10 protein-coding genes are annotated in these 11,605 nt (G+C 64.6%); 6 read left to right on the forward strand and 4 right to left on the reverse strand.

Going from position 1 to position 11,605, the window contains the following annotated elements:
* The first annotated feature begins 246 nt into the window (after positions 1-246).
* From BI49514_RS03820 to BI49514_RS03835, 4 genes are all read left to right on the forward strand, one after another.
* Entirely contained in the window at positions 247-909 is a 663-nt protein-coding gene (locus BI49514_RS03820; RefSeq protein ID WP_145996178.1) for a hypothetical protein, read from the forward strand.
* A 109-nt stretch (positions 910-1,018) separates the two neighbouring features.
* On the forward strand, positions 1,019-1,864 hold the full coding sequence (locus BI49514_RS03825) for a ribokinase (protein ID WP_101544439.1): 846 nt from the start codon (positions 1,019-1,021) through the stop codon (positions 1,862-1,864).
* A gap of 55 nt (positions 1,865-1,919) precedes the next feature.
* A complete protein-coding gene (locus BI49514_RS03830) occupies positions 1,920-2,840 on the forward strand; it encodes a dihydrodipicolinate synthase family protein (RefSeq protein ID WP_101544441.1) in 921 nt (306 codons plus the stop codon).
* 205 nt (positions 2,841-3,045) lie between these two features.
* Positions 3,046-5,208: a choice-of-anchor I family protein gene (locus BI49514_RS03835; protein WP_115614079.1), complete on the forward strand. Its 2,163-nt coding sequence runs from the start codon at positions 3,046-3,048 to the stop codon at positions 5,206-5,208.
* A 112-nt stretch (positions 5,209-5,320) separates the two neighbouring features.
* Here BI49514_RS03835 and BI49514_RS03840 read toward each other — a convergent pair whose 3' ends face one another.
* Together BI49514_RS03840 and BI49514_RS03845 are read right to left on the reverse strand one after the other, a co-directional pair.
* Positions 5,321-6,142, reverse strand: coding sequence for a siderophore-interacting protein (locus tag BI49514_RS03840; protein ID WP_101544442.1), 822 nt, complete (start codon positions 6,140-6,142; stop codon positions 5,321-5,323).
* 119 nt (positions 6,143-6,261) lie between these two features.
* On the reverse strand, positions 6,262-7,593 hold the full coding sequence (locus BI49514_RS03845) for a glutaminase (protein ID WP_101544444.1): 1,332 nt from the start codon (positions 7,591-7,593) through the stop codon (positions 6,262-6,264).
* 182 nt (positions 7,594-7,775) lie between these two features.
* On the opposite strand from BI49514_RS03845, the gene BI49514_RS03850 reads away from it, so the two are divergent.
* Together BI49514_RS03850 and BI49514_RS03855 are read left to right on the forward strand one after the other, a co-directional pair.
* Positions 7,776-8,633 (forward strand): hypothetical protein, encoded by an 858-nt coding sequence (locus tag BI49514_RS03850; RefSeq protein ID WP_101544446.1) that lies wholly within the window; start codon positions 7,776-7,778, stop codon positions 8,631-8,633.
* Positions 8,633-9,367, forward strand: a complete 735-nt coding sequence (locus tag BI49514_RS03855; protein WP_115614078.1) for a hypothetical protein — start codon at positions 8,633-8,635, stop codon at positions 9,365-9,367. Before BI49514_RS03850 ends, BI49514_RS03855 begins: the two co-directional genes overlap by 1 nt.
* 93 nt (positions 9,368-9,460) lie before the next feature.
* Here the strand turns inward: BI49514_RS03855 and BI49514_RS03860 are convergent, their stop codons facing one another.
* Both BI49514_RS03860 and BI49514_RS03865 read right to left on the reverse strand, forming a co-directional pair.
* Positions 9,461-9,799, reverse strand: coding sequence for an antitoxin (locus BI49514_RS03860; RefSeq protein WP_101544449.1), 339 nt, complete (start codon positions 9,797-9,799; stop codon positions 9,461-9,463).
* Positions 9,800-9,999: 200 nt separating this feature from the next.
* On the reverse strand, positions 10,000-11,559 hold the full coding sequence (locus tag BI49514_RS03865; protein WP_208635011.1) for a SulP family inorganic anion transporter: 1,560 nt from the start codon (positions 11,557-11,559) through the stop codon (positions 10,000-10,002).
* Between the last annotated feature and the right edge of the window lie 46 nt (positions 11,560-11,605).

The raw sequence follows: 11,605 nt of genomic DNA on the forward strand, positions 1-11,605 counted from the left end.
ACATATCACCGACGTCGCCGACAAGCCCGGTTGGGTCGATTGACACCAGTAGAGTACGAAGCAATCATAGAGCCAGCTGCTCTCGCAGCTTGACACTCAAACTGTCACCTTTCTTTGCATCAGTCCCCCCCGCGATCCCTGAGAAATCAGGGATCGTGGGGCGTTTTTGTTTTGTCGGGCGCCGTTGTGGGCTCGAATCCTCTGTTTGTCACAAGCCGGCGTGCCCCGGCGGTCCACTGCATTCGTGTGGACGTCGGATCCTTGATAGGGTCCGCTCGTGCGAAAAACTACTTCTCTCGTGATTGCCGCCTGCTGCTGCCGCTGACCGGATGCGGCGCGAACGACCCCGGCACTTCAGACGACGCCAGCGAAGCTTCCGACCCCGGCAATTCCGCCACCGACGGCAACGGCTCCAAAGAAGGAGGGGCTGATTCGTCGGAGGCGCTGACGGAGAAGCTCACTGCAGCCAACCAGGACGGCACTGCCGAAGTGACGATCACGGCCCCAGAATCGTGGTACTCCTGGGGTCCGGGAGACAGGGTCAAGAGGGGCGTGATCATGTACACGTCCAATGAAGTCAGCGAAGATGAGTGGTTCCAGGTCGAGGTGCGCGATGGGTGGCCGCACAAGTGCACACCCGAGAACCTGTCGTCGAAGAAGTGCGAAGTATTCGGAACCAACTACTTGGATTATGACACTCTCGAGACCATCTCAATCGGCGGCTACGATGCGCCCGGGTTTGAGTACATCGACGACTTCGATACCTACCACACGCGGGAACAGCATCGACTTCTGGACGTGGACGGGACTCAGCTGTCAATCGCGATCAAGACCTCTCCTGCTGAAGAAGAGTTCCCGCAGGTGGTTCTCGACATCCGCGACTCTCTCACGGTCGAGCACGTCGACTAGCGGCCCCCTCGGCATCGTCCTGTCCGCTCTTCCGCTGTCGGTGTCCGATCGTCGATAGTTCGGCAGCCGATCGTCGATAGTTCGGCAGCCGATCGTCGATAATGGAGCCATGACCATCGACTGCTCCCTGACGGTCGTCGGCAGCATCAACGCCGATCTCACCGCCACCACCACCCGTCTTCCCGCCGCCGGCGAAACCGTGGGAGGCGGCCGTCTCAGCCGATCGCCCGGCGGAAAGGGCGCGAACCAGGCCGCCGCTGCCGCCCGCCTCGGCGCCCGGACCCGCATGATCGGCGCGGTCGGTGCAGACTCCGACGGGCAGGCGATGCTGCACGCCCTCCGCGCAGCCGGAGTGAACACCGACGACATCGCCGAGGTGGCCGCCGAGACCGGGGCTGCGCTCATCATGGTCGACGCCGACGGTGAGAATCAGATCGCCGTGTGCGAAGGCGCGAATGCTTCAGTCAGTCTCGACGGAATCGAATTCGGCGCGGACGAAGCCGTGCTCACGCAGCTCGAGATCTCGCTTGACCTCATCAGCGAACTCGCGACCCGCGTGCCCGGGTTCCTCGCCGTCAATGCGGCCCCCGCACTTCCTCTGCCCGCCGAGGTAGTCGACCGTGCCGATCTCATCATCGTTAATGAGTACGAACACTCCCAGTTGCCGCAGCTGCAGACGGCGAAGCTCGTGGCCGTCACTTATGGGGCGAAAGGATCAGCGCTGCTGGCCCGCGGTGAGCAGATCGCCTTCGCCGAGGCAGTCCCGGCGAAACCCGTGAGCACCGTCGGCGCCGGGGACGCCTACTGCGCTGCTTTGACCCTGGGGTTGACCAGCGGACTCGAACCGGAACGCGCGCTGCGGGCAGCCAATGCCGTCGGCGCCGCGGTCGTGAAAGTCGCCTCGGCGCAACCGCAATTCGATCGGTTTGAGACCTATCTGTCAGCACTCGACTGACCTGACAGACTGAACACACACGGACCCAACAGCGGCAACCCCAGGAGGCCCGACGATGAACGCCCCCACATATGACCCGTCCCTGTTCACAGGACTGAGCGCCTTCCCGCTCACTCCGTTGAAGGACGAAGCCATCGACGAGGACGCCTTCATCGGACTCATCGAACGTCTCGTCCTCGCCGGAGTCGACTCGATCACGGCGTTGGGCTCGACCGGTTCGTACGCGTACCTCAACCTCGACGAGCGTGCCCGGGTGTCCGAGGTGGCCGTCGAATCCGCTCTCGACATCCCGGTCTTCATCGGGGTCGGTGCGCTGCGGACGAGAGACGTTCTGGACAATGTCGCCTCCGCCGAATCCGCCGGAGCGCAGGGACTGCTGCTGGCACCGGTGAGCTATCAGCCGCTGACCGAGGACGAGGTGTTCGCACTCTTCCGCACGGTCGCCGAGTCCACCGACCTGCCTGTCGTCGTCTACGACAATCCGGGCACCACGCACTTCACGTTCACCACCGAGCTCTACTCGCGTCTGGCCGGGCTCGACGGTGTGGCCTCGATCAAGATCCCCGGAGCACCTGCCTCGCCCGCCGGATGGGACGAGCGCATCGGCGAGATCCGTGCGGCCATCGGCAGCGAGGTGACGATCGGCATCTCCGGCGATGCCCATGGTGCCGAGGGCCTCATCGCCGGCTGTGATGCCTGGTACACGGCAGTCGGCGGCACCATCCCAGAGCCGATGCTCGAGATCACCCGGGCCGCGGAACTCGGCAATGCGCAGCTCGCCCGCGAACTCTCGGCCGAGCTGCAGCCGCTGTGGGATCTGTTCACCGAATTCGGCGGAAGCCTGCGCGTGACCGCCGCCATCGCCGAACATCTCGGGCTCGTGGGTGCAGACACCTTGCCTCTGCCGGTGCGTGACCTCGATGCGGCAGCGAAGCGCAAGGTCGCCGAGGTGGCCGACAACCTCGATCTCGGCTGAGTTTTCCCTGGCGACGTCGCAGACCGTTCGCCTCAGCGCCGAGCGCTCACTGTATAGCGTGAGCGGTCGACGTTAACTGAAGCGGTCGCTGAGTGTGTTCACCATCCGTCCATCTGCGGTTCGGAGCCGGTCCATTCCGGGTGCCTATGAATAGGTGTACGCGGGTTCAGCCGGCCCGCGACGCCCAATCGATCCCGGAGAACCGATGACGATCCCACTGTCCGCGAAGACGCTCACGGCCTCGGCGGCCGCTCTCCTGTTGGCCACCGGTTTCACCGTCGGCGGTACGACGCCGAGCACGAGCACCGCTTACGCAGCGGAAGTGGACGATCCCATCAGTTACTCGGCCTCGGACGCTCAGATCGAGATGGGCTTCCTCGGCTCCCACGAGACCGGACAGTTCGACGAATCCGCCGCCGAGATCACCGCCGTCCACGGCGATACCGTCTTCACCGTCAACGCGCAGGCGGCCACCGTCGACGTCATCGACGCCTCCGACCCGACCAACCCGCAGAAGGTCTCCGAGATCACCGGCACCGGGGTGGCGAACTCGATCTCCATCCGCGAGGACGGCCTCGGCGTCATCGCCCTCGAAGACGAGGACAAGACGCAGCCCGGAACCGTGATGTTCTTCGACGCGAACGACCCCGAGGCGGACATCCTCGGCGAGGTTCCTGTCGGGTCCCTGCCAGATATGGTGACCGTCACTCCGGACGGCAGCCATGCCCTGGTCGCGAACGAGGGCGAACCGGCCGATGATTTCTCGACCGATCCCGAAGGTTCGGTGTCCGTCATCGACCTCCCCGCCGAGGTGGCTGCGCCGTCGGATTCGGATGTGCACACCGCGGACTTCCACGAATTCGAGGACGGGGGAGCGAAGACGCTGCCGGAGGATGTGCGGATCTTCGGACCCACACCCGAAGATGACCTGCCGATCTCGCGCAACCTCGAACCCGAATACATCACCGTAGCTGGTGACAAGGCCTACGCCACCCTGCAGGAGGCGAACGCGATCGCGGTCGTCGACATCGCCTCGGCGACGGTGGAGGAGATCCTGCCGCTGGGATTGAAAGACCATGGTCAGGCGGGCAACGGACTTGATGCTTCGGACCGCGATCCCAAGGATGCCCCGACCGTGAACATCACGGAACACGAAGGTCTCAAGGGCGCGTATATGCCCGACACGATCTCGACGTTCACCTCGGGTGGCACCGACTATCTGGTGACCGCGAACGAGGGCGACTCCCGCGAATGGGGCGACTTCGTCGATGCGGCCAGGGTCAAGGACCTCGGCGAGGACGGCCTCGCCCCGGTCTGTGAGACCTCGCCGCTGGCGGACAAAATCGGCGATGAGGATCTCGGACGACTGAACATCATCACGGATCTGGGCCTGAACGAGGCCGGGGACTGCTACGAGGAGCTCGTGGCTTTCGGCGGCCGGTCGTTCTCCGTGTGGACGACGGATGGGAAGCTCGTCGCCGATTCGGGGGATGAGTTCGAACAGCTGACCGCCGAGGCGGTGCCGGAATTCTTCAACTCCAACCACTCCGAGTCGAACCTCGAAGGCCGCAGCGATGACAAAGGCCCCGAGCCTGAGGCGCTGACCATCGGCGAGGTGGGGGAGACGACCTACGCGTTCGTCGGCTTCGAGCGCATCGGCGGAATCGCCGCCTTCGACCTCAGCGACCCGAGCGCGCCGAAGTTCGCGACCTACTTCAACAATCGGGACTTCTCTGTCTCCGTAGAGGACGAGATCGGAGATGTCTCGGATCCTGGTGCGCTGCTCGCGGGCGCCGGAGACCTCGGGCCGGAGGGCATTACGTTCCTCGGCGCCGATGAGTCGCCGACGGGTGAGGCTGCGCTCGTCGTCGGCAATGAGGTCTCAGGAACCACGAGCCTGTATTCGGTGGCGGACCTGGCCGACGGCGGTGGAGATGACGGCGCTGAAGACGACGGAGACGAGAACGCTGGGTCTGACGAGGATGCGGGTGCCGGTGCGGACGCCGCGGCCGGCGCCGATGGTGCGGGCAGCGAATCCAACGCGGGATCGGACGCCGGCGGTACCGGTTCCGATTCAGCCGGCACCGGCTCGGATTCCGACGCCGACGGCACTGGCTTGGACTCCGACGCGGGAACCGCCGGTTCGAGTGCGTCGTCCGGACCCGATGAGTCCGCCGACGGTGCCGAAGACACCGCGAACGCCGAGGGTTCTGCGGAAGGCTCCGAGGACTCTGCGGACTCCGATGGGGACCCGCTGCCGCGCACAGGCGCTGACCTTGGTCAGTACCTCATCCTCGGCGGCATCGCCCTCGGACTCATCGCCATCGGGGTCGCAGCCTTCCTGCTGACGCGCCGCCGCCGCCGCTGACACCAAACGCCGACCGCTCATGGTGCCGTCGCTGTACCGCGTTATGCGGTGAGCGTTCGACGGCAGCATGAGCGGTCGGTGAATGTGGGTGTCTCGGAGGCGGACGCTCGACTCAGTCGATCTTGCCGATGGGTTCGCGCTTCTCGGCCTGGAACTGGTCCTCGGCACGGCCATCGGCCCAGTAGGCCGAGATCGACAGTGCCTCGCGCGGCACTTCGCGTTCCTTGAGCACCTTGCGGATCGACTTGATCGCCTCGCGCTCGCCGTGGGCGAAGACCTGCGGGGTGCCGGCAAGCCACTCCAATTCCTGGACGCTGCTGATGAGCTCGTCATACGAGTCCACCCACTTCACCTCGATGCCGGCAGGCATCTCGGGCAGAACCCGGTCGGCCGCCTCGGCGACATGGGCGATGATGACTCCGCGCGCATCGGCAGGCATCGCCTCGAGGGCCGTGCTCACTGCGGGAATCGCTGACAGGTCGGCGATGAACAGGTGCCAATCGGACTCGGCGGCGGGAGCGTACTTGCCGCCGGCTCCGAAGAGCACGAGCCTGTCACCGGGAGCGGCGTTCTTCGCCCAGGGGCCGGCGATCCCGGCATCGTCATGGATGACGAAGTCGATGCTCAGCCACTTCTCGTCGACGTCGATCTCACGGACCGTGTAGGTGCGGCGACTCGGCAGCTTCTCCGGAGCCTGCTCACGCAGCTCGTCGAGATCATAGGGCGGGACGAGCCCGTGGGCGGAGTCGGCGAAGAGGAGTTTGACGTACTTGTCGGTCGCATCGTTGACGGTGATGTTGTCGAAGGTGTCATCACCGCCGAAGCGGATCCGCACCAGGTGCGGGGTGACCTCGGTGACCTCGAGGACGGTGAGGATCGCCTGTGCGCGGGCAGGTCGGGCAGTGCGCTCGGGGGTGTTCGGTGCGGTCGTCATCAACAGCCTTTCTCAAGCGGGGTACCCCTGCGGGCTCGAGGCCGGGTCCGGACGGCGGAGCCGCCTCGGCGCAGGAATTCGGTTAGGCTCACCTTATCAAATGCCCTGCGATGCCACCCTCACCGGGCGCGTTCGGCCATCTCCCGGCGGCGGTCGTCGCGGACGCGTTTGAGTCCCTTGACAGACTTGAGCGAGTCGAGGATCGTGATGCCCGGCAGTGCGGAGTTCGGTCCCTTGCACTGCATGATGTCCTCCGGATCCATGAGCACGACGCGGGTGCCTTCTTCGTCGAGGCGGGACAGCGCCTCGGTGAGCATGGTCCGGGCCACAGAATTGATCTCGTTGACTCGGCGCAGGTCGAGGACGAAGGTGTCGGTGGTCGATTCCGGTTCGTCCATCGCGCGCAGGACGTTCTCCGACCCGCTCCACTGGATGAGTCCCTGCAGACTGCAGATGCGCACCATCTTGCCCTGCGCGTCGACGAAGCGGCGGTCGCGGCGGATGATCGAACGGGCCGGTTCGGGGGCGTCCATGATGTGCAGGCTCAGCCGGTCCGAGAGGTCTCGGAAGATCTTGGCCCCGCGCACGCTCGTGCCGTGTCTGTCCAGGCGCGGAGAGAGGGTCGCAATGCCGACCTGACCGGGCATGACTCCGAAAACTCCGCCGGAGACGCCGCTCTTTGCGGGCATCCCGATCTCCGTCATCCAGTCGCCCGCAGCGTCGTACATGCCGCAGGTCATCATGACCGCGAGCACATGCCGGTTGACCCTGGGGGAGAGCACCTGTTCGCCGGTCAGCGGGTTGAGGCCGCCTCCGGCCAGGGTGGCGGCCATGATCGCGAGGTCCTTGACCGTGACGAGGATCGAGCACTGTTCGATGTAGCCGCGGACCACCTCGTCGGGGTCGTCGTAGAAGATGTCGTAGGACCGGAGCATGTTCGCGATTGCGACATTGCGGTAGGCCTCACGCCATTCGCCGTCGGCGACGTCTTCGTCGATGGTCAGCTCCCGCCCGGCGAAGCGGGAGAGGCCGGAGCGGACGATCTCGGTGCGTTCGGCCAGGCTCGCTCCCGGATCGCCGAGGATGGAGTGGATGGTCATCGCTCCGGCGTTGATCATCGGGTTGAGCGGCCGACCCGACTTCTTGTCGAGGGAGAGCTCGTTGAACTTCTCCCCGCTGGGTTCGACGCCGACCTTTTCGAAGACTCCCGCCAGGCCCTCCTGTTCGAGGGCGAGGCCGTAGATGAACGGCTTCGACATCGACTGGATGGAGAACGCATGCTCGGCATCGCCGGAGGTGTATTCGATGCCGTCGAGGGTGGAGATGCAGATAGCGAGCTTCTCCGGATCGGCGGCAGCGAGAGCCGGGATGTAGTCCGCATTCTCACCGGACCGGTCGGGACGGAAACGATCAAGCGTCTCATCGAGGAAATCCGGAATGGGCGATCGCATGGCACCTCCTGTGGCAGTTGGGGTCGGTCGGCACAGCGTGGCTTGACGCAGACTGCCATTCTCACACACTCGCCCACGTTGCGCCGATGGTCAGTGACAGAGCTAACGGAGCTCGGCGATTGTTCCAGGTCTGCCACCTCGTGTGCGGCATCTGCCATGCGTTTCAGCCATAGGTTGGAACCATGACCCGTCCCAAGCTGTTCCTCCTCGTCGGCATCGCCTTCACCGCCGTTGCCGTCATCGTCGTCGGCGTGATCGTGACCGTGCTGGTGCTGCGATATTCCCAGCCCGGACCGGTTCCAGAGAGGCTGTCGGAGCATGCGCTGACCCCGCAGGAAACCGTCACCGAGGTGGCCCCGCGCACCGATGGGACCGTGCAGATCCGCCAAAGGCTCATCATCGAAACCCCGCCCGCTGATGAGGGACAAGTGGGCAACGGGTCAGTGAGACTGTGGATCACCACTGCCGGACTGGGGAAGAACCCACAGACCGGAAAGCGGATGTCGATGCTGCCGAAGATCTCGTCGTTGAGTGCTGTCGAGCTGAGCACTTCTGCCGATTCGACGCAGGCCTCGCCGAAGACTCTGGGGGAGTTGGACATCGCCGTCGAAGAGGAGAAGGAACCGGGCTTCGACTATCCAGAGGCGCACTTCTCGTTCTCACCAAAGGATTCGGACGGAGAAGCAGGGCAGTGGAGCGAAGGTCGTCATGTCATTGAGCTGGAGTATGTCTTCGACAATGTGTTTCTGACCGTGGCTGGTGAAGAGTTCTTCGCCATTCCCGTGCCGAGCATCGGCAACAGCTATGCGGCCTTGGAACGGAATGTTCTGCGCATCGACACCGACGGGCCGGTGCACTGTCCGGCCGACAACGTCGACTTCGAACTCGGCGATGCCTGCGCGTTAGGGACGACGTCGACTAACGATGACAGCACAGAAGTGGTCTGGCGGAAATCGTATACGGACAGCCGCAAAGTCTTCGCGTTCAGCCCGCCGAGCGGAACGACCGTCACTCCGACAACCTCCTATGAGAGGCCGTGATGAGAATCGTTCAGCGAGGGCTCAGAGCCCGCCGCTTAGTCGCCACAGCGGCAGCGCTCGCCGTGACCGCGACTTTCGCAACGGCTGTTCCATTGTCGCAGGCGGTCGATGCCGCGCCTAATCCGCTGCGTGGCAAGACCACAACTCACACGCTCGACATCGCAGACGATGGCAGCTACTCGGTGCAGATGGCCACAGAGGTCGACTTGGCGCTGGAGACCACCTGGTCGTTCGGCGGCGATATCCATGACGGGTTCCGCCTGCCCGATACCGATTCCCTGTTGCCGCCGTATCTGCGTGCGCACTATTCGAATCCGCAGGGGACCATCGATTCGACCCCTGCCGATGCGACCATCGAGTCAGAGATGCATTCGGTCGATATCGGCTTCTCCACGGATGAGCTCGCTGGCGGATCGCACCGAGGAGTCCTCGACTACGAGGTTGCCGGGGCAGCGATGCCGGCAGCGAACGTGTACGGAGACGAGGACCGTGGCGTCGTCGTGTACTTCCGCCCGTTGGATCGCGGAGACCTCGTCATCGAGTCCGCGGCACCGATCACTGCCGTCGACTGTGAGGTCTTCTCCCCGTACGGCGAGCCGTGCGGGGAGAAGAAGGGAGACGGCTGGACGGTATCGGGAGAGGATCTTCTGCACGATCACACCGTCATCGACGCAGTGCGGATCACGATCGACGTCGACCCGAAGTCCCTGCCGACCCCGGAGATCGATTCCTGAGTCCGTGCCGCCGGCCCGGACGTACCGTCGAAACGAACCGAGCCCCTGCCGCGGTCGGCAGGGGCTCGATGAGATCAAGCAGAAGGTCCGTGATCAGCGATTTCCGGCAGATCCGTTGTCGCTGCCGAAACCACCGTCGCCGCGATCATCTCTGCGGACTTCGTCTCCGCGGACATCATTTCTGGGAACATCGTCGCCGCGGGTCGTTCCACCGGTCTGGCCACGGTCCGAACCGATCGCGTTGTCGGCGGCATCACGGGCCTTCTTGATCTTGTCCGAGTGCTTGCCGCCGGTCAGCGACTCTGCGACGCCTGCCGCTTTGTCGAGGATCGAATCGGTGACCTTCTCGGCCTTCTCCGAATTGAGCTTGTCCTTGACCTTGGGGTCGTTGGCGAGGTTCTTGGCTTTGTCGAGGAACTTGTCGAATGCCATGGCACGGTCCTTCGTGTCGGTCGAATGCTCTGTCGATGCTGATCGCGGGGATTGAACTGGGGACGCCTCGAAGCCTAGTGGGGCAGTCTGTGACGAAACTGGCAATCTGGCCCCACTTATCGGGGGAACTGAGTACGGCTGCCCCAAACCGGCTGGGCTCTGCCACCGCAGACCGGACGCTACCCCAGCCCACCGGACTGCTACCCCAGCCCGCCGGACAGTCGAGCGTGGAGCGCCTCGGTGTACTCATTCATGCCGCGGAGTTCGACCTTGGTGCCCAGCGCTTCGTACTTCGTCACGATCGCGTCGAGAGCGGCCACGGTCGAGGCGTCCCAGACGTGCGATTCGGTCATGTCGATGACGACCCGACCCGGATCATGGGTGTAGTGGAACTGCGTGGTCAGGTCGTTCGAGGAAGCGAAGAAGAGCTCGCCGCGGACAACATAGTGGGCGACCGCCTCGGTGTCGGTGGGATCGGCGCCGGCCCCGTCCGCAGCGGTCCCGGCCTCGTCCGGATCGAGCGGGACGATCGTGCGTTCGACGGTGACGAAGTGGGCGACGCGGCGGACGAAGAGCACGCTGGCCACGAACACGCCGACGACGACTCCGATGGCGAGGTTGCCGGTGGCGACGACGACCGCGACGGTGGCGATCATGACGAAGGTCTCGGACTTCGGCAGCGTGCGCAGCGTCGAGATCCGGATCGAATGCCACTCGAAGGTGTCGATGCAGACCATCATCATGATCGCAGCGAGCGCGACCATCGGGATCATGCCCACGATGTCGCCGAGGACGACGACGAGGACGAGCAGGAATGCTCCGGCCATGAATGTCGAGATCCGGGTCCTCGCCCCGGAGGCGCGGACGTTGATCATCGTCTGCCCGATCATCGCGCAGCCGCCCATCCCGCCGAAGAGGCCCGAGAGCATGTTCGCGGCCCCCTGCCCCCAGGACTCGCGGGTCTTGTTCGAGTGGGTGTCGGTGATCTCGTCGACGAGCTTCGCCGTCATCAGCGACTCCATCAGCCCGACCAGCGCCATTGCCAGCGAATACGGGGCGATCGTCGAAAGGGTCTGCCAGGTCAGCGGAACATGGGGGATGAAGAGCTCGGGCAGGCTGCGCGGCAGTTCGCCCTGGTCGCTGACGGTGGGAACGTCGATGGCGAAGACGACGGCGATGCCGGTGATGAGCACGATCGTGACCAGCGGTGCCGGCACGACCTTTGTCAGCTTCGGCATGAACACGAGGACTGCGATGCCGATGGCCAGCAGCGGGTAGACCATCCAGGGGACCCCGATGATATGGGGAACTTGGGCTGCGAAGACGAGGATGGACAGGGCGTTGACGAAGCCGACCATCACGCTGCGGGGGATGAAGCGGATGAGCTTCGCAACCCCGAAGACGGCGAGCAGGATCTGGAACACACCGGCGAGCATGACGGTGGCGATGAACATGTCCATCCCGTGTTCGCGGGCCACCGGAGCGATGACAAGGGCCACCGCGCCGGTCGCCGCGGAGATCATGGCCGGACGGCCGCCGAGGAAGGCGATCGAGGTGGCCATGATGAAGGCGGAGAACAGGCCCACCTTCGGGTCGACCCCGGCGATGATCGAGAACGCGATCGCTTCTGGAATGAGGGCCAGCCCGACGACGAGGCCGGCGAGGACCTCTCGGGTGAGCAGCCTCGGCGAGGTCAGTGCCGTGAGCACTGAGGGATCGGGGCGGTACCTTCGGGCGTCGTCGGTCGTTTCGGCGGGGATGGGAGTCGTCACGTCCGGAACATTACCCGAGAGGGGACACCGACCG

This window comes from Brevibacterium iodinum ATCC 49514 (assembly GCF_900169265.1).
GTDB lineage: Bacteria > Actinomycetota > Actinomycetes > Actinomycetales > Brevibacteriaceae > Brevibacterium > Brevibacterium iodinum.